14 protein-coding genes are annotated in these 19,100 nt (G+C 63.9%); 7 read left to right on the forward strand and 7 right to left on the reverse strand.

Annotated elements, in window-relative coordinates; translation table 11 throughout:
- Positions 1–13 precede the first annotated feature (13 nt).
- Complete coding sequence (gene rocF / locus IB263_RS18225) at positions 14–937, reverse strand: arginase (RefSeq protein WP_060582860.1); 924 nt, start codon at positions 935–937, stop codon at positions 14–16.
- Between the two features lie 155 nt (positions 938–1,092).
- Between rocF and IB263_RS18230 the strand changes: the two genes are divergently transcribed.
- Positions 1,093–1,527, forward strand: coding sequence for an Lrp/AsnC family transcriptional regulator (locus IB263_RS18230; RefSeq protein ID WP_043614769.1), 435 nt, complete (start codon positions 1,093–1,095; stop codon positions 1,525–1,527).
- 111 nt (positions 1,528–1,638) lie between these two features.
- Positions 1,639–2,121, forward strand: a complete 483-nt coding sequence (locus tag IB263_RS18235; RefSeq protein WP_034802409.1) for a VOC family protein — start codon at positions 1,639–1,641, stop codon at positions 2,119–2,121.
- A 67-nt stretch (positions 2,122–2,188) separates the two neighbouring features.
- Here IB263_RS18235 and IB263_RS18240 read toward each other — a convergent pair whose 3' ends face one another.
- Positions 2,189–2,980, reverse strand: coding sequence for an APH(3') family aminoglycoside O-phosphotransferase (locus tag IB263_RS18240; RefSeq protein ID WP_060582920.1), 792 nt, complete (start codon positions 2,978–2,980; stop codon positions 2,189–2,191).
- A 231-nt stretch (positions 2,981–3,211) separates the two neighbouring features.
- Here IB263_RS18240 and IB263_RS18245 point away from each other — a divergent pair, with 231 nt between their 5' ends.
- Positions 3,212–3,706 (forward strand): MerR family transcriptional regulator, encoded by a 495-nt coding sequence (locus IB263_RS18245; RefSeq protein ID WP_192438800.1) that lies wholly within the window; start codon positions 3,212–3,214, stop codon positions 3,704–3,706.
- A 202-nt stretch (positions 3,707–3,908) separates the two neighbouring features.
- Here the strand turns inward: IB263_RS18245 and IB263_RS18250 are convergent, their stop codons facing one another.
- From IB263_RS18250 to IB263_RS18265, 4 genes are all read right to left on the reverse strand, one after another.
- Positions 3,909–8,087, reverse strand: coding sequence for a translocation/assembly module TamB domain-containing protein (locus tag IB263_RS18250; protein WP_192438801.1), 4,179 nt, complete (start codon positions 8,085–8,087; stop codon positions 3,909–3,911).
- Between the two features lie 103 nt (positions 8,088–8,190).
- Entirely contained in the window at positions 8,191–10,104 is a 1,914-nt protein-coding gene (locus tag IB263_RS18255) for an autotransporter assembly complex family protein (protein WP_192438802.1), read from the reverse strand.
- A gap of 257 nt (positions 10,105–10,361) precedes the next feature.
- Positions 10,362–11,591, reverse strand: a complete 1,230-nt coding sequence (locus IB263_RS18260; RefSeq protein WP_192438803.1) for an MFS transporter — start codon at positions 11,589–11,591, stop codon at positions 10,362–10,364.
- A 221-nt stretch (positions 11,592–11,812) separates the two neighbouring features.
- Positions 11,813–12,070, reverse strand: a complete 258-nt coding sequence (locus tag IB263_RS18265; RefSeq protein ID WP_060611047.1) for a glycine zipper domain-containing protein — start codon at positions 12,068–12,070, stop codon at positions 11,813–11,815.
- 430 nt (positions 12,071–12,500) lie between these two features.
- Between IB263_RS18265 and IB263_RS18270 the strand changes: the two genes are divergently transcribed.
- The 4 genes from IB263_RS18270 (at position 12,501) to hemA (ending at position 17,789) form a co-directional block, all read left to right on the forward strand.
- On the forward strand, positions 12,501–12,989 hold the full coding sequence (locus IB263_RS18270; RefSeq protein WP_060582864.1) for a (2Fe-2S)-binding protein: 489 nt from the start codon (positions 12,501–12,503) through the stop codon (positions 12,987–12,989).
- A gap of 99 nt (positions 12,990–13,088) precedes the next feature.
- Positions 13,089–15,434 carry a xanthine dehydrogenase family protein molybdopterin-binding subunit gene (locus IB263_RS18275; protein ID WP_060611045.1) on the forward strand — a complete coding sequence of 782 codons (2,346 nt, stop codon included), beginning with the start codon at positions 13,089–13,091 and terminating at the stop codon, positions 15,432–15,434.
- Positions 15,435–15,449: 15 nt separating this feature from the next.
- Positions 15,450–16,247: a xanthine dehydrogenase family protein subunit M gene (locus tag IB263_RS18280; protein WP_060582866.1), complete on the forward strand. Its 798-nt coding sequence runs from the start codon at positions 15,450–15,452 to the stop codon at positions 16,245–16,247.
- Between the two features lie 327 nt (positions 16,248–16,574).
- A complete protein-coding gene (gene hemA, locus IB263_RS18285) occupies positions 16,575–17,789 on the forward strand; it encodes a 5-aminolevulinate synthase (RefSeq protein WP_113506000.1) in 1,215 nt (404 codons plus the stop codon).
- Between the two features lie 45 nt (positions 17,790–17,834).
- Here the strand turns inward: hemA and dxr are convergent, their stop codons facing one another.
- On the reverse strand, positions 17,835–19,010 hold the full coding sequence (dxr, locus tag IB263_RS18290; RefSeq protein WP_112975142.1) for a 1-deoxy-D-xylulose-5-phosphate reductoisomerase: 1,176 nt from the start codon (positions 19,008–19,010) through the stop codon (positions 17,835–17,837).
- Between the last annotated feature and the right edge of the window lie 90 nt (positions 19,011–19,100).

Here is a 19,100-nt window from a genome sequence, read left to right on the forward strand (position 1 = left end):
AGATCTCCGTGATCTAGGCGCTGCGTGTCGGCCGGTCGAGAACACGGCGGCCGAAGAGGCTCGCCGTCAGTTCGACCAGGATGCGCGCGCTCTTGCCGCGATCGTCGAGGAAGGGGTTGAGCTCGACGACGTCGAGCGAGGAAACGAGCCCGCTTTCCCAGAGCACTTCCATGATCAGGTGCGCCTCGCGGAATGTGGCGCCGCCCGGAACGGTGGTGCCGACGCCCGGCGCCAGTTCCGGATCCATGAAATCGACATCGAGGCTGACATGCAGCAGGCCATTGGCGGCGCGGACCTCTTCGAGGATCTGGCGCATGATGTGAGCCATGCCGAGTTCGTCGACGGCGCGCATGTCGAAGACGCGCACGCCATGTTCTGTGATCTCTTCGCGCTCGCGGTCGTCGACCGAGCGGATACCGACCTGGAAGACCTTCTTCGGATCGACGAGCGGACGGTCCGACGGCAGGATCGGGGCGAATTCGGCCTGGCCGCAGAAGAAGGCGACCGGCATGCCGTGCATGTTGCCGGAGGGCGAGGTCGACGGCGAGTTGAAGTCGGCATGGGCGTCGAGCCAGAGCACGAACAGCGGCCGGCCGACGTCTGCGGCATAGCGCGCCATGCCGGAGACGCTGCCCATCGAAAGCGCATGGTCGCCACCCAGAATGATCGGGAAATGGCCCTTGCGCACGGTATCGTGCACGGAATCATGCAGGGCGCGGGCGAAGGCTGCGACGATCTGCAGGTTGTTGGCGCCGGGATGGTTGGCGAGATCGCGCGCCGGCAGCGGCTTGACGTCGCCTTCGTCGTGAACCGTATGGCCGAGATCGCGCAGCACCGTATCGATGCCGGCGATGCGCAGGGCCGTCGGGCCCATGGCCGCGCCGCGTCGTCCAGAACCTTCCTCGATGGGTGCGCCGATCAGCGTGATAGTCGTCATGTCCGCCCGATTCCTTCTCAAGATAATTCCCATGTGATCCCGTCCGGGATGTGTGGATTATGGCCAAAATGGGCGTCAGCAAAAAGATGGAAAACTGCCGATTAGTGAGCTAGATTCGACAGATTGCTAAGTCCGATTTTACAAAGTGGCAGGCTATGGATGATCTCGACCAGGCGCTGATAAGCGCTCTGCGCCAGAATGCGCGCATTCCCGTTTCGACGCTATCGGAAATGACGGGCGTGTCGCGGGCGACGGTGGCGGCCCGTATCGACAGGCTGGTGGCCAATGGTACGATCGCCGCCTTCACCATCCGCACCGGTGCCGAAATCCCGGCCTCCGGGGTGCGCGCCGTGGTCATGATCGAGGTGCACGGCAAGATGGCCGATCGTGTCGCCGAGCAATTGCGCGGACTGCCGCAGGTGCGGGCGCTGCACAGCACCAATGGCCGCTGGGACTTCATCGCCGAGCTTCAGGACCGCGATCTCGTCTCTTTCGACGAAACGCTGCGGCGCATCCGCCTGATCGACGGCATCACCGTTACGGAGACGAATATCCTGTTGAAAACCAGCAAGATGACCGGTGCGTTCTGAGCATTTCTGGCCGCCCGAAGCGGTGAGGGAATTGCCTCTCAGAGTCGAATTGTTCTTGCTTTGTTCTCATATTTCGCTATGATGGCCGCCTCACCCAAGATGGAGGATGTCATGGTTGCCAATGGCGGCAGGCTTGCCGATCGGCAGATCTGTGTGAAGCTGTTCGTCAGGCATGGCGACGAGGATCGCGCCATCGCCTTCTATCGCGAAGCACTCGGCGCCGAACTGCTGCAAAGGCATGAATGGCCGAGCGGCATTCTGACGAGTGCGGATCTGAGGATCGGGGAATCGGTGTTCCGTATTGCCGGGGCCAATCCGCGCCGCGATGCGGAACCCAAGCTTGGCGGGCCGCGCTCGCCGCATGCGCTCGGCACCACGGCGGTGATCCTGGAGCTGCATGTGCGCGACGTCGATCGCGTCATCGGCCGAGCGATCGGCGCAGGCGCAAGCCTTCGCAATGCGGCCGAAACCTTGTCGACGGGCGATCGCGTCGGCGCCTTCATCGACCCCTTCGGCCACATCTGGGCGTTGTTCAACGCTATGGAAGATGCCGACGTCGTTGATCTGAGCATCGAGGCCCGCAACGCCGCCTGAGGCGTTGCGGGCCCTTTCGCTGCCCGGGCATGTGCTCTGGGTGGATTTCATGCCTGCTGCCTGACGATCAGAAGAACTCGTCGAGCAGGCAGTAGAAGTCACGTTTCTCCGAATCGTCCTTGTCGAGGCCATAGCGGGTCAGAAACGGCTGAACCCATTCCTCGCCGAGATTGTGGACGATGCTGCGGCAGGCAAGAGCGATGTCCTGGTAGGGGTCGGCGACGCCCAGCCGGCTGCAATCGATGAAGCCGGAAAACCGGCCGTTCTTCTCGATGATGTTCGGCAGGCAGGCGTCGCCATGGGTGACGACGAGTTCGCCGGGTTGGGGCACGCGCGCCTGAAGTTCGGCAAAGAGATCCGCCGCCGTTCGGCCGAGCCGCGTCTCGTCAAAGTCGCTTTCGTCGATCACGCCTGCCTGGGTGCGCGCCTTCGCGATGGCGATGCGCTCTTCGATCCGGTGATCGAAGGGGCAGTTGGCGATATCCAGCGCATGCAGTTGCTTCAGCGCGTCCGCGAGGATGACGATTTGGTCCTTGGGCGAGAGCGTCGAGGAGGCGAGGTCCGTCCCTTGCACTGCTTGCAGCAGCAGCCAGTTCGTCTCCGCGCCGAAGGCACGAGCGATCACCCGCGGGCAGGGCACGTCCTTTGATGCCAGCCAATCAAGCCGCGCCGCCTCGTCGACGAACTCGCTGAACAGGCCGGCTTCCTCGAGTTTCAGCACCAGCATGGGTCGATCGGGCGCTTTCAGGAGAAAGATGCTCGAGCCGGATTGCCCGAGCAGATCACGGTTCCACTGATAGCCAGCGACAAGAGGGCGGAATGGTTCGGGCAGTTCGGGACGCGGAAAAGAAGAGGGCAAGGCAATCACCTGAAAAAAGGAATGAAACAACGGGGCGCGCGGTCGCGCCTGGATGCCGATGTAGGTTTGGCAAAGTGGCATTTCCACGGAGCGGTCCCGCAAGTTTTGACGGCGCGTGCCTGTAAATCGCCTTTCACGGTGCGTCTTCGCCAAATCTCCATCAAAGCTTCGCAAAGCCCGCTCGGGTCGACCGCAAAGTCACCTTTTTAAAAGTGTTTCGAAGAGGTGCTCATGGGCGTGAACCACAATGAACTGCTGTCGGCGGCCGAATGCGCCGACCGTCTCGGCCTTACCATCCGCGCTCTCAAGGTCTATGAGGACCGCGGCCTGATCACGCCGCGGCGGACGCAGAAGAAGTGGCGGCTCTATGGTGTGGTCGAAATCGCGCGGCTGACCGAGATCATGGCTTTGAGGCGGCTTGGCCTTAGCCTCACCCGGATTACCGAAATGCTCGCCGGTACTGCGCCGGCCCTCGGACAAACGCTAGCCGTTCAGCAATCGGCGTTCTTGGACCTGCGCGGCCGTGTCGAACACAGCCTGTCCTTGATCGATGCGGCGCTCCAGAAGATCGAGCACGGCGATGCCCTGTCGATCGACGAACTCGCCATGCTCGCCCGAAAAACCGAGATGACCGGCCTGTCACCTGACGCCGTCGCATGGAACCGCTACGAGCAGACGCGCCCACGCCGCGAGGTCTCCTTCGTCCCCGAGAATGGCTGGGCCTGAAACAGGCGCAAGAAGGGCAGCGCGCTCTGCGCCGATGACATGCGACCGATCACGGCTTCAGGCGCCGCCGGTGCCTCCAAAGGACCATAGTGAGTTTGCTGTCGAGCGGGCAACACAGGGGCTCTGGAGCCGGTGGATCGCGATCGACCCACCGGCTTCCTTGTGATGCGGGCGGGACAGGCGTGCTTACGCCCGCCGCCACTCAATATTCCTTTTCGAAGAAGACGCCGCCCGAGGCCGAACCGTCGCCGGCGGCCGAGCCCTTGAGCTTCACGCCCTTGCCGACATCGAGATTGATGACCGCCTTGCTGGAGGCGGAATCGGAACCCTGCTGCAGCTCGATATAGGTGCGGTCGTTGAGATACTTGCCGGCGCGCACGGACGCGCCGCCATTCTCGTCGGTGGTGACGTCGAGATCGTCGACGCCGAGCTTGTTGCGCAGGCCGTCGAGCAGCGAGGTCGATCCGCCACCGGCAAGCTGGCTGACGGCCGAGGCGAGCTGGGCGATCTGGAAGGCCGAGAGGTTTGACAGCGACCGGTTGAAGATGAGCTGCGCCAGGATTTCGTCCTGCGGCAGCGCCGGGGAGGAGGAGAAGGCGATCTGCGGATTGTTGGCGAGGCCCGCGACAGCGACGGTGATGGTGGTCGCGCCGACGCTGGAGGTCGCCTTGAGGTCGAGCGTCGGGATCAGGTCGCCGCCAAAGCCGATATTGCCGTCGGTGAAGGTCAGGCGCTTGCCGAGGATTTCGAGCCGTCCGCGGCGCATCTCAAAGCCGCCGGAAACAATTGGCTGCACGGCGGTGCCACGGATCGTCAGGTCGCCGCCAAGCTCCGCGTCGATGCCGCGGCCGCGCACGAAGATCTGGTGGGCGTTGACGCCGAGATCGAAGGCAATCACGCCGCTGGCATTGGCGCCTGCGGCCGGCACTTCGTCCTTGCGCAGGTCCTTGACCATCTTCCGCACCTTGGGCGGTGCATTCTTGTGCTTGATGTCGATGGCCGAAAGCGACGTCGGCAACTTCTCCGGAATGGTGATCGATGCCTTGCGGATCGTCACCTTGCCGCCGAGCGTCGGGGTCGCGACCAGGGGACCGGTCAAGGTCATCTCGCCGGCAACGTTGGCGTTGAACAGGGTGCCATCGACGTAGGTCGCGTTGTTCAGCTTGATCGTCAGGTTGGCCGGGAAGCCGGAGCCGGGTACGGTGCCGACGGTACCGCTGGCTTCGACCGAGCCGCCGGTCGCGAGATTGGCCGAGAGCCTGGAGATCGTCGCCTGCTTGCCATCGAGCGCGACATTGGCGGTCAGGTCGTTGAGCGCCAGGTTGCGACGCACGTCGACGAGGCGCCCGCCGGACGTGGTGATCGTGCCAGCGATCTGCGGCGCCTTGGCGGAACCGGAGATTGCCACATCGACATTTGCCTGGCCCGTCAGCGTGAAGCCTTTCTCCGCCATCAGGTTGGCGATGAGGGCGAAGGGGACGTTGCCGTTGAACTTCATCGCGATCGGCATGTTGCCGCCGATGTCGACATTGCCGCCGCCCTTGAAGGAAAGTCCGCCGGCGCCCGAAAGCGTCGTATCGAGCGTCACTTTGTTGTTGGCAAACTTGCCGTCCGCCGTCACATCGAAGGCCGCAACGCCCGCGGTGCGGGCTGCCGCGAGCGAGGCGCCCGACCATTTGAGGTCGTAGGCGACGACCGGGGCAGACGCTGCGCCCTCGACATCGACGGTGCCGGCGATCGTGCCCTCAGCGCCGAGGTCCGGTGCGAAGGCGTTGACCAGTGCTGCGGGCAGGGCGTTGAGCTTCGCAGTGATGTCGAGCTTTTCGCCAGCCGTGCCGTTGACTGCGATCGTGCCTTTCGATGCCTGGATCGTCAGCGCGTTGAGACGGACGGTGCCGTTTTCGATGGCGATCACCGTCGGCTGCGCCAGTTTCAGGGCAATGCCCTTCGGCGTTGCGCCAAAGGATGCGAGGCGGATTTCGGTGCGGCCCTTGGCGCTCGCAAGGTCGCCCTTCATCGTCAGAGGTCCGCCGTCATATTTGCCGTCGACGGCAAAACCGGTGCGGCCGGCCTGTTGCTCGAAATCGACGGCAAGTCCGGAAACACGGTTTTCGCCCTGCGCCACCGTTTCGGCGCGGATGCTGCCCTTGATCGCCAGGGCCGCGAGGTCGGCGATGGTGATGTCGGCGGTCGGCCTGGAGATGGTCAGCTGGTCGCGTTTGATGCCGCTGCCGCCGGCCTTGACGACGACGGAGGTGATGCCGTTTTGGGTCTTGATGGCCGCCGAGCCGTTGAGGTCGCCGGAGGCCTTCTGCCCGGCCATGGCGGCCAAGAGGCCGAGATCGGGCAGGTCGAAGCTGACCGTGCCGTCCGGCTTGAAATCGGGGGTGAAGCTGATTGCCCCGGTCAGCTTGTTCTCGCCGATCCTGGCCTCGAGCACCGGGATTGCGGTCTGGCCATCCTTCGAGACGACGTCGGCCTTGACGTCGATGGCCTGGCCGTCGAGTGCACCGGTCGCCGTCAGGCTTGCCTGCGGGCTCGAAGGGTTGGCCTTGGCGTCGGCCTTGACGTTGAGGTCGCTGAGCGTGCGTCCGGCCAGTGTCGCGCCGCTCGACGTCAACTCGGCCTTGATGCCGAGTTCCGAAAGCGGGCCGGTCACGGCGGCGGTAAAGTCGGCCTTGCCCTTGGCATCGGCAAGCAGCTTGCCGAGATCAGGCAGGGTACCCCTAAGGTCGGCCGTCAGGTTGCTCTGCGCGAGCGCAACGGTGCCGGCGGCCTCGATCGTGCCCGACTTGAGCTCGAGGCCCTCCACGGTGACGCCGCCGTCGGTTGCCGTCTTCACTTCGCCCGAGAGTGCGATCGTGCCATCGAATTTCGCGGCGGCCGCCGGCGGCAACGCGTCCGGAACGGCGAAGAGCTTGAAGGCCGCGGAAACCGTGTTCTCGTCGCGATAAAAGGCGCCGGTGAGCGAACCGCCGATACCGGGGCTTTCGATCGTCACCGGGTTGAAGGCGATGTTTTCCTTCGTCACGGAGAGGATTGCGTCCACCTTCAGCGGCACCTGGACCAGGCGGGCGAGGTTGGGGTCGTTGAAGCCGGCTTCGCCCACCTCGATTGCCGCCTTCACCGGACCGGATTGCGCCTGGAGATTGAAGCCGTCGCTGCGTGCCGAAAGCTTGACTGCGCCGAGCGCCACGTCGGGCACCGCCAGGGAGGTGACGTCTGCGGTAAGATCGAGGATCGCGGCTTGCGCGTCGCCGATCAGCGAGAAATCGACGGCATTGATCTTGGCCTGCGCTTCACCCTTCTGCAGCGGCCAGCGGAAGTCGACAGGGCCGCTGGTGCCGGCAAGCCTGGCCTTGAGGTTGTTCTCGCCCTTGCTGTCGTAAGTACCGAAAGCGGCAAAGGAGAGCGCGCCCGTCGTCACATGAGCCTTGTCGACCTGAACCAGCCCCTGGTCGTTGAACGCGGCGGCGATGTCGAGACTGGTGTCACCCTCGAACATCGGGCGCAGCGCCGGCGGCATCAGCGAGCCGAACCCGCCGCCGCCGTTGACGGTCAGCCGGTGCATTCCGTCGGGCGTCTGGACGTGGCGACCGTCGAGCTTGAGAATTTCGCTGCCGTCGAGTGCGGCCGTGGCGCTGCCGGTCCAGTCGGAAAGGGGGCCTTCACCGGTCAGCTTGATGTTGACTGCGGGCTCGTTGGGCAGGCGAAGAAGCTTTGCCAGCACGCCGTTGTTGGGCTCGTCCACGGTCGCCTCGAGCTTCAGTTCGTTGCCCGCCGGATTGAAGACGATATCGGCGACCGCGCGCGCCTCCGGCCGGTCGCGCTGGGCGGCCGCAAGCTGAAGGGCGATGCTCTCGTTGGTCGCGTTCACCTTGCCGCTGGCGGTCAGGAACTGGTCCTCGCCGGCGATCGCCTTGCCGATGATAATCTCCTTGAGATCGATCGCGTCGATCTTGACGTCCACGGGAAGCGCAAAGGTCGAGCGGACTTCCTTGGTCTCGGTGGAGGGGATCGGCAGGCGCTCGACGCGCACCGAGCCGGCCGAGAGCGCCGCGGCTTCGAAACGGAAGGAGAGAAGGGCGGCGGGCGACCAGGTGAGATCGAGGTCGCGCACTTCGGCATAGACGCCCTCGCCATCGAACAGCGTGATGCTTCCGGCCGTGAACTTGCCGGTCAACAGCGCGCTCGGATCGGCGATCCGCACGATCTGGTCAGGGGTTGCCGCATACTTCTCGATTGCCCAGGCGACGAGCCTTGCGCCGGGTGTGGTGAAGCCCACGAAGGCGACGAGAAGAAGGGCAACGACCGCAATCACGCCAAGCACACGAAGGCCATAGCGCAGCGTCGCGCGAAGGAAGCGGACGACCTGATTCATGATCTACCCATAACGCAAGTTGCTCCCAAGCGGAATCGCCGCCGGCAGAAACTATCCGGCAATGGCGGCGATTTGCCGGTTCTGGTGGAAGAAACGGCCCGGATCAGAAGGATTGGCCGATACCGGCATAGATGCCGTACTTGGTGCCGCCGGGATATTTGTTAAGCGGAACGGCAAAGTCGAGGCGGATCGGGCCGAAGGGCGTGGCGTAACGCAGGCCGATGCCAGCGCCAGCGCGGATGTCGGAGAAATCCGGCGTCGTCTTCGCAGACACCGTACCGGCGTCGATGAACGGAACAACCCCGATCGTGTCGGTGATGGCGATGCGGGCTTCGAGCGAGGCGTTGACATAGGAACGTCCGCCGGTCTCCTCGTTGTCGGAATTGCGCGGGCCGATCTCCTGGTAGGAATAGCCGCGTACCGAGCCGCCACCGCCGAGGTAGAAGCGGCGGTTGGCAGGAATGTCTTCGAGCCCGCTGCCGCCGACGAGCATGCCGGCGCCGATCTTGCCGGCAAGCACGAAGCGCTTCTCGTCGCCGAGCGCATGGTAACCGGATGCCGAGGCTTCGAAGGACGAGAAGAAGGTCTGCCCCTTGATTTCGTAGCTCGGCTTGGCGTTTATCATCGCCCGGTAGCCTTCGGTCGCGTTCAGCTTGTCGTTACGGGTATCGCGCACATATTCGAGCGGGATCGCGGCCGTCAGATAGGAGTTCGAGCCGAAGGCGTCGTCGATATTGGCCCAGCTGAGCTCGCCGCCGCCTGAGACGGTGTCGGTGTCCGAGAGCTCGAAGGTGGCGCCGGCCGCTGCCGTCAGGATCTTGGCGCGGTAGGCGTCTGGGTCCTGGATGTTGGCCTTGACGCTCGCGGTAAAGGTGGAAGCCGGGCCGAAGGCACCGGGTTTGGCAAACAGGATGCCAACCGAATAGTCGAGCTTGTCCAGTTCCTTGGTCTCGCCGATGCGGTCGACCGATCCTTCGATGCGCAGCGATTCGGCGCGGCCGAAAAGGTTGCGGTGTCCCCAGTAGCCCGAAAGCCCGAGGCCGTCGGTGGTCGAGACCTGGGCGCCGAAGCCGAAATACTTGTGCTTGCCTTCGGACACCTCGATCTTCATCGGGAGAGATCCATCGGGCGAAAGCGCATTGGCTTCCTTGATGGTGACGCTCGAGAAGACGCCGAGCTGGCGCAGGCGCTCGGAGGCTTTGCGGATGTCCGCGGGCGAATAGGGACGGCCTTCGTTGAGGCGTGAGTAGTCGCGCACGAAACCCGGATCGACGGTCTTCGTTCCGTCGACGCTGACTTCGCCGACTGGGGCAACCGGGCCGCCGCTGGCGCCGATGACAATGTCGACGGTCGAGTTGGCGTGGTTGGCGACAGCGCTGCGTTCGGTGAGCTTGGCCAGGGGGCGACCCTGCTCGCGCAGATCGTTCACGACCTTTTCGCCGGCCTTGATGATCAGGGTGGAATCGGCACGCGCGCCGGCGGGCAGGCCGTAATCAGCGGGACTGAAACCGGCCGCATCGCCTTCGAACTTGACGGAACCGACGTTGAAGACCGGGCCCGGCGTCACGGTCACGGTGACCGGAATCGGCTTGCCATCCGGGAAAGACGGATCCGGCGGCAGACTGTCGATATCCTGGCCGTTGATGCGGATCGCGATGGTGCCGCCGTAGCGGGCCTTTTCGTAGAGTGCGGCAAGCAGCCGGTCGCGGTCGTCGCGCGCCCGAATTGCCAGGCCAAGATCGCCGGAGACAGGCTTTTCCTGGCCCTGCACGAGCTGCGAGCTGTTTTCCAGCGCTTCCTTTAGTTCCTTGTCTTCGGTGCCGGCGTCGAAGGTGAGAGTATAGTTGACCGGGTCGATGACCGGCGTCTCTTCCTCGTCGCTCTCGAAAAACTTCATGCCGAAGAGCTTGAAGGCAAAGGCCTTCTCGGCGGAAAGCGGGCCGAGCGCGCACGAAAAGGCAACAGCAAGCGAAGTCGCTGCCTTCCAGTACGCAATACTCGACCGTGGTGGGGACATTCGCTTCCGCATCCCGTCTTCAGGCGACCCAATACAAACTGCCTGCTTATGCGGCTGGGTCACTATCGCATGCCTAAGGTTTTCCATCTGTTAACGATGACGATCCGCTGCATCCACCCCTGATGCCGAATTTCGGTGCCGATTCCGTCGAAAAAGCGCGGAAATGTTGTCGGCGCAGCACAACCACCGCCGACAACCAGTAGGGCGCTGCGCCTTTTTGGAGGCTTAAATGCCGCCTTGTCCGCTGTATCGAGCCGCTACGCCGCCTCGGGCAGCGCCCGCAATTGCGGTACGCCGGAAGCGATGATGACGAGGAACTGGATGAGGAAACCGACCGCTGCGACGGCAAGGCACGCCTCGACGCCGAAGCGTGTGGCGACGACGGCGCCGAGCGCTGCACCGATCGGCCGGGCCCCGAAGGTGGCGGTGGTGATGAAGGCCGATACGCGCCCGAGCATCGCATTGGGGGTGACGGCCTGCCGCAAGGTGAGCGTGGCGATCGACCAGAGCACCGGGCCGGCGCCGAACAGGAAGAAGCTCAGACCGGCAAGGGCGCCTGAGGGAACCCAGATGGTCGAGAGCATCACGGCCGCAGCCGTCAACCCGCCGAGCGGGCCGAGGGCGATCATCAGGCCGAAGGGGATCCGGCGCGCAATGGCGGGGGCTGCGAAGGCGCCGATCATCATGCCGGCGCCATAGATGCCAAGCGTGATGCCCACGCCGATCGCCGTCAGCCCGAGGGCCTGAATGGCATAGGCGACATAGACCGCCTGCAGCACGAACCAGGCAGTGTTGAAGACGATGGCGGTCACCAGAATGGGCCTGAGCAGCGGGTGGCCGCCCAGGAACCGGGCGCCTTCGGCGAGATCCTGAAGGAGGTTGCGCCTGGGAGCGGTCGGTTGCTGCTGGTCGCCAAGGCCGGCGAGCAGGACGACAGAGAGAAGGGACAGGGATGTGGCGGCGACATAGGCGAGCGATGCGCCGGTCCATGCGACGATCGCGCCGCCGATCGCCGGTCCGCCGGAATAGGCGAGACTGCGGGCGAGCTCCAGCCAGCGATTGGCGTCGGCGAGTTGGTGACGGGGCACGATCGCCGGCACCAGGGCTGGGGCGGCGACATTGTAGCAGACCGTGCCGATGGCGCCGACGAAGCCCATGACGGCGAGCAGCGGCAGCGACAGAAGGCCGCCGAGCATCAGCAACAGCGTGGCAACCAGCGACAGCGCGCGCAGCATTTCCGAGGAAACCATCAGCTTGCGCCGCGATGCGCGGTCGGCAACGAGACCGGCGGGAATGGAGAGCAGAAGGAATGGCAGCGTCTGCGCCATCTGCAGCCATCCGGTTTCCGCAGGGCCTGCGGCGAGCAGAAGCACGGCGGCGAGCGGAGCGGCGGCCAGCGCCATCTGCTCGGAAAACTGTGCGAACAGGTTGGACCAGCCGATGCGCTTGAAGGCCGGTGGCAGGGTGTCGCGTGGTGGGTTTGGCATGGAAGAACCTCGATCATGAAACGTCGAGGTCAGCAGACGAGATTGCTTCGGCGGTTGCCACCCGTTTTCGGCGCCTTCGTTGGCCGTTGCGTGTTGTGTGCGGCAGAGGATGCGGTTGCCGCAACGAAAAACCCCCTCAGGGCGGTCAGCCGTGAGGGGGAAACATCAAACCAGACCGTCGGGCGGCTCAAGCTGCAGCCGACGGCAGGCTGCCTGTCGCCTTAGCGCGGGCAGGAGTCGATGTAGCGGCGGCCGTAGCGGTCGCGATAGTAGCACTGGCCGGGCTGCTCGGTGACGTTGCCGATGACTGCGCCGGAAACACCGCCGATTGCCGCGCCGACTGCAGCGCCACGGACGTCGCCGGTAACAGCGCCGCCGATGATCGCGCCGGAAACGGCACCGATGCCGGCGCCCTTTTCCGTCTGGGTGCAGCTTGTGACCGCCAGGGCGACCAGCACAAGTGCGATGGCTTTCTTCATGTTGTTCTCTCCGATGTCTACGGATCTCAAGCCTATCGCTCAGTCCGTCCCGTGGATGATGGCGAAGCCGGGAACATCCCGCTCCACCGGAACTTGCGGTTCGGAAAATACGCGGTCCCCATCGAAAGTCTACGGGAGCGCTGCGGTTTCTTCCTGCCGGCAAGATAATGATATCGTTCCTGAACGGGACATGAAGGCAGTTCCCTTCGGCACAACCGGCGTGGAAAAATTTTGTCGTTCGGCGGGCAGGGGCGGTTGCGGCATTCCAAAAAAAGACAAATGATACAAACAAGCCTGCGAAAATCCGGAGGAGCGGATCCGTGGGCGACGGGCATTGATATCAGTTGGCGCGTCCCCTAGTCGCGTGAACCATCTCACCCGACTTTCCGGCCGCGCTCGTGTTGGCATTGACCGACCCCGGAGGAGCGAAATGGCGAAAGTAACAATGACGGTCAACGGCCGTCAGGTGAGCGGTCATTGCGACGACCGCACATTGCTGGTGCAATTCATACGCGAAAATCTCGGACTGACCGGCACCCATGTCGGCTGCGATACCTCGCAGTGCGGCGCCTGCGTCATCCATTTGGACGGAAAGTCGGTCAAGAGCTGTTCCATCCTCGCCGCGCAAGCCGCAGGCTCTACGATCACCACCATCGAAGGGCTGGCGGCCGATGGCGAACTGCATCCGGTACAGGCGGCCTTCAAGGCCAATCACGGCCTGCAATGCGGCTTCTGCACGCCCGGCATGGTGATGACGGCCGTTGACATGATCCGCAGGCATCAGGGTCAATTGGACGAGGCGACGGTACGCGCCGAGCTCGAAGGCAACATCTGTCGTTGCACCGGTTACCACAACATCGTGAAGGCGATCCTTGCCGCCGCCGCCGAAATGAGCGGCGCCCGCGTGGCCGCAGAATAGCGGCAGAACGGGGGCGGGATCTCGCCCCTGACGCATGTCACTCAGGACCGATGCATGGCCGTCGGGACTGTCGCTGGATATCTCGGGAGGAGATAGGCAATGGGCGTTGAAGGCATTGGCGCGCGCGTGGCGCGCAAGGAGGACAAGCGGTTCCTGACCGGCAAGGGCCGCTATACGGACGACATGTCCGTGCCGGGGATGAAATATGCGGTGTTCGTGCGCAGCCCGCATGCGCATGCGAAGATCCTCAAAGTCGACGGGTCGGCGGCGATCGGCATGCCAGGCGTGATCGGCGTGCTCGACGGCAAGCAGTTGCTCGCCGATGGTATCGGCAACCTGATCTGCGGTTGGATGATCCATTCCAAGGACGGATCGCCGATGAAGATGGGCGCCTGGCGGCCGCTCGCGCACGAGACCGTGCGATACGTCGGCGATGCTGTGGCGATCGTCGTTGCCGACAGCGTCGCCGAGGCGCGTGATGCTGCCGAAGCCGTCGTCGTCGAATACCAGGAGCTTCCCGTCGTGATCGACGCCTCAAAGGCGCTTGAGTCAGGACAGCCGCAGCTTCACCCGGAAGCGCCTGGTAACCTGATCTTCGACTGGCAGATCGGCGACGAAGCGGCGACCGACAAGGCGATCGGCGCTGCGGCGCATGTCACCGAAATCACCATCCACAACAACCGGCTTTCGCCCAACCCGATGGAGCCGCGTGCGGCGCTCGGCATCTACGACGCCGGCGACGACCACTATACCTGCTACACCACCAGCCAGAACCCGCATGTGGCCCGGCTGGTGATGAGCGCCTTCTACAATGTCGCGCCGGAAAACAAGCTGCGGGTGATCGCGCCCGATGTCGGCGGCGGCTTCGGCTCGAAGATCTACATCTATCCGGAGGAGATCGTCTGTCTCTGGGCGTCGAAACGCACCGGCGTGCCGGTCAAATGGACGTCGGACCGCACCGAAGCGTTCCTCACCGATGCGCATGGTCGCGACCATGTGTCGAAGGTGAAGATGGCGTTCGATGCGAGCAACCGCATCATCGGGCTCAAGGTCGATACGATCGCCAATCTCGGCGCTTACATGTCGCTGTTCTCCTCGGCGGTGCCGACTTATCTCTATGCGACGCTGCTCTCCGGGCAGTACGACATCCCGGCGATCCATGCGAATGTGCGCACCGTCTATACCAACACCGCGCCCGTCGACGCCTATCGCGGCGCCGGGCGGCCGGAGGCGACCTATCTCTTGGAACGCACGATGGAGACGGCGGCCCGCGAACTCGGCGTCTCGCCTGCCGAATTGCGTCGGGTCAATTTCATCCGCTCCTTCCCGCACCAGACGCCTGTCATCATGAACTATGACGCCGGCGACTACGACGCTTCGCTCGAAGCGGCGATGAAGGCGGCCGACTGGAACGGCTTTGCCGGTCGCAGGGCGGAAGCCGCCGGTCGCGGCATGAAGCGCGGCATCGGCATGAGCTGTTACATCGAGGCCTGCGGCATCGCACCGTCGGCAGCGGTGGGTTCGCTCGGTGCTGGCGTCGGCCTTTGGGAATCGGCCGAAGTGCGGGTCAACGCCGTCGGTACGATCGAGGTCCTGACCGGCTCGCACAGCCATGGCCAGGGCCACGAGACGACCTTTGCCCAGCTCGTCGCCGACCGCTTCGGCGTGCCGCTCGACAGCGTCAACATCGTGCATGGCGATACCGACAAGGTGCAGATGGGCATGGGCACCTATGGTTCTCGTTCCGGTGCCGTCGGCATGTCGGCCGTCGTCAAGGCGCTCGACAAGGTCGAAGCCAAGGCGAAGAAGATCGCCGCACATCTGATGGAAGCGGACGAAAGCGACATCGTCATCGAAAACGGCGAACTGAAGGTCGCCGGCACCGATAAGGCCGTGCCGTGGTTCCAGATGGCGCTTGCCGCCTATACCGCCCACAATCTGCCGGCCGGCATGGAGCCGGGGTTGAAGGAAGGGGCCTTCTACGACCCTGCCAACTTCACCTTCCCGGCCGGCTGCTACATCTGCGAGGTGGAGGTCGATCCGGAAACGGGCCGAACCAAGATCATCCAGTTTGTCGCGGCCGACGACTTCGGCAACATCATCAACCCGATGATCGTCGAGGGACAGGTGCATGGCGGCATTGCCCAGGGCATCGGCCAGGCGCTGCTCGAGGGCGTGCACTACGACCCATCCGGCCAGCTGCTGACGGCGAGCTACATGGATTACGCCATGCCGCGCGCCGACGATCTGCCGTCATTCCAGGTCTCGACCTCGAACACGCCCTGCCCGAACAATCCGCTGGGCATCAAGGGCTGCGGCGAGGCCGGCGCCATCGGCTCGCCACCGGCGCTGATCAACGCCATCACAGATGCCATTGGCAACAACGCACTTACCATGCCGGCGACACCGCAGAAGGTGTGGGCGGCGGCGCACGCGGCCAAGTGAACGGGAGGACACCTCATGTACGAGACCCAATATCACCGGGCGTCCTCGGTTCAGGACGCCGTCAGCCGAATGGATGCGGCCGGCGAAGGCAAGTACGTCTCCGGTGGCATGACCCTCATTCCGACGATGAAGCAGCGGCTGGCGTCGCCGAGCGATCTGATCGACCTTCGGCACATCGCCGAGATGCAGGGCATCTCAGTCAACGGCCGATCCGTGCGGATCGGCGCGGCCACGACACATTATGAGGTCGCCTCGTCGGCGGCGCTCAAAGCTGTGTGTCCGGCGATCTGCAGCCTTGCCAGCCATATCGGCGATCCGCATGTGCGACACATGGGCACGATCGGCGGCTCCATCGCCAACAACGATCCGGCGGCGGATTATCCGGCAGCGATGCTCGGGCTCGGCGCGACGATCGTGACCAACCGGCGGGAGATCGCGGCCGACGATTTCTTCACCGGTCTGTTCGAAACGGCGCTGGAAGACAGCGAGATCGTCGTCGCGGTCAGCTTCGACGCCCCGGCAAAGGCCGCCTACCAGAAATTCGCCAACCCGGCCTCGCGCTACGCGATGACCGGTGTCTTCGTCGCCAAGCGCGACAATGGCGAGATCCGGGTCGCGGTCACGGGTGCGGGCGCAAATGGCGTTTTCCGTCAGGCGGAGATGGAGGCAGCCCTTGCTGCCAACTGGACGCCGGATGCGCTCGGCAATATTAGCGTCGATGCCTCGGAGCTGCTCTCCGACATTCACGCGGATGCGGCCTATCGCGCCAATCTGGTGAAGGTCATGGCCAAACGCGCCGTTGCGGCGGCATGACCAGCCTTCGCCGTCACACCAACATTGAAAAAGGACGGCTTCGGCCGTCCTTTTTTCATCCTTGCTTGACTTCGATCAAGCTTGACGTGATGAACATGCACTAAGGCTTTCTTTGGAATGTTTCAAAACTAGGGCTGTTCCCGTTGAAACGGTTTCAGTGAAAGCAGCGAAGATGCTCAGGCTCAAAAATGCTAGATCATCTCGGATGCACTCGCTGGGAAGGCAGCGCGTCAAGGGCCTTTTGCCGCAGTTGGCAGATGCCGGGCATTCCGAGGTTGACCCCAGGTCGCTTTGATTGAAGAAAGCGGCCGGGCACTGGAGAAAATGATGGATTTCGAGAATTTCTTTAAGAACGAGCTGGACGGGCTGCATCAGGAAGGCCGCTACCGGGTTTTCGCAGACCTCGCCCGTCATCGCGGCCAATTCCCGAAGGCCGCGCGCCATACGGCTGAAGGCGTTCAGGAAGTCACCGTCTGGTGTTCGAACGACTATCTCGGCATGGGCCAGCATTCTGTCGTCACCGAGGCGATGAAGCGCGCCATCGACGAATGCGGCGCCGGCGCCGGCGGCACCCGCAACATTTCCGGTACCAACCATTACCACGTCCTGCTTGAGCGCGAGCTCGCGGACCTGCATGGCAAGGAATCGGCACTGCTCTTTACTTCGGGCTACGTGTCCAACTGGGCCGCGCTCGGAACGCTCTGTTCCAAGATTCCCGGTGTTATCGTCTTCTCGGACGCCGGGAATCACGCTTCGATGATCGAGGGGATCCGTCACTCCAAGTGCGAACGCGTCATCTTCAAGCATAATTCGGTCGCTGACCTCGAGGCCAAGCTCGCTGCCGCCGATCCGCGTGCGCCGAAGCTCATCGCTTTCGAGTCCGTCTATTCGATGGATGGCGACATTGCGCCGATCAAGGAATTCTGCGACCTCGCCGACAAGTACGGCGCCATGACCTATCTCGACGAAGTGCATGCGGTCGGCATGTACGGTCCGCGCGGCGGCGGCATTGCCGAGCGCGAAGGCCTGATGCACCGCCTGACGGTGATCGAAGGCACGCTCGGCAAAGCCTTCGGCGTCATGGGCGGCTACATCACCGGCTCCGCCGCACTCTGCGACTTCATCCGCTCGTTTGCCTCCGGCTTCATCTTCACGACGGCGCTGCCGCCGACGCTTGCCGCCGGTGCGCTCGCCTCGATCCGCCACCTGAAGGCAAGCCAGGTCGAACGTTTCGCGCACCAGGAACGTGTCCGTCGCCTGCGCTCGCTGCTCGACCAGCGCGGCATTCCGCACATGCCGAACCCGAGCCATATCGTGCCGGTCATGGTTGGCGACGCTGCCAAGTGCAAGTGGCTCTCGGATCTCCTGCTCGACAATTTCGGCGTTTACGTGCAGCCGATCAACTATCCGACGGTGCCGAAGAAGACCGAGCGCCTGCGCATCACCCCGACGCCGCTGCATTCGGATGCCGACATCGACCATCTCGTCGGCGCGCTGCATTCGCTGTGGTCGCGCTGTGCGCTGGCCCGCGCTGTCGCATAAGGCCAATCTTGCCGGCGCCATGCGCGCCGGTCAGAAAGCTCTGAATTAGTGAAGCAGCCCGGCCGCCAAGTGCCGGGCTTTTTCGTCGGCGGCAAAGACGTCGTCCATCGTTGCGGCCCCCGGCAGGTCGGCAAGCTTGTCCATGACCTTTTCAACGATCTCTGCCATGGCGAGAAAGCCGGTGCGGCCGGCGATGAACGCGTCGAGCGCGGTTTCCTTGGCGCCGTTGAGGACCGCACCCTGTACGCCGCCTTCGACCATGGCGCGCCGCGCCAGGCGGATGGCAGGGAAGCGCACTTCGTCCGGCGCCTCGAAATCGAGGCGCGACAGCTTGGCGAAATCGAGCCGCTCGATCGGCAGGCTGCAGCGGCTCGGATAGGAGAGCGCATAGCCGATGGCGGTGCGCATGTCCGGGCAGCCGAGCTGGGCGAGCACCGATCCGTCGGTATAGCCGACCATCGAGTGGATCACCGACTGCGGATGCACGATCACCTCGACCTGCGCGGGTTCGAGCGCGAAGAGGTGCTTCGCCTCGATCATCTCCAACGCCTTGTTGAACATAGAGGCGCTGTCGATCGAGATTTTCAGCCCCATCGACCAGTTCGGATGGGCGCGCGCCACGTCCGCCGTCACGTGACGCATTTCTTCCAGCGACTTGGTGCGGAACGGGCCGCCGGAAGCGGTCAGGATGATACGCTCGACCGCATGGCGCTGGTGTTCTTCCAGAACCTGGAAGATGGCATTGTGTTCGCTGTCGACCGGAAGCAGCCGACCGCCGCCTTTCTTCACCGCGTCGATGAACAGACTGCCGGCGGAAACCAGGCACTCCTTGTTGGCAAGCGCGATGTCGGCGCCGCGGCGGGCCGCGGCAAGCGTCGGCGCCAAGCCGGCATTGCCGACGATCGCCGCCATCACCCAGTCCGCGTTGCGCTCGGCCGCCTCGATCAGGCCGCTCTTGCCGGCGGCAACCTGAATGCCGGTGCCGGCGAGCGCGGCCTTCAGGTTTTCGTACTGGCTATCGTTGGCGGTGACGGCGAGTTCGGCGCGAACTTTCACGGCCTGCTCGGCGAGCAGGGGAATGTTGCCGTTGCCGGTGACGGCGACGACGTCGAAGCGCTCACGGCCGCCAAGGCGCTCGATAACGTCGAGCGTGTTGGTGCCGATCGAGCCGGTCGAGCCGAGGATCGTCAGTCGGCGCTTCGCACTGTCGTGGGATGCCATGCCAATACCCATGTTCTTCTTTTCGGACGGAATGCCCGGCTGAGCCTTCGCCGCGGGCGCATGATCTTCACGAGATCGATCCGAGTCTTT

The organism is Ensifer sp. ENS03 (genome assembly GCF_014852035.1).
In the GTDB taxonomy this organism is placed as follows: Bacteria; Pseudomonadota; Alphaproteobacteria; order Rhizobiales; family Rhizobiaceae; genus Ensifer; species Ensifer adhaerens.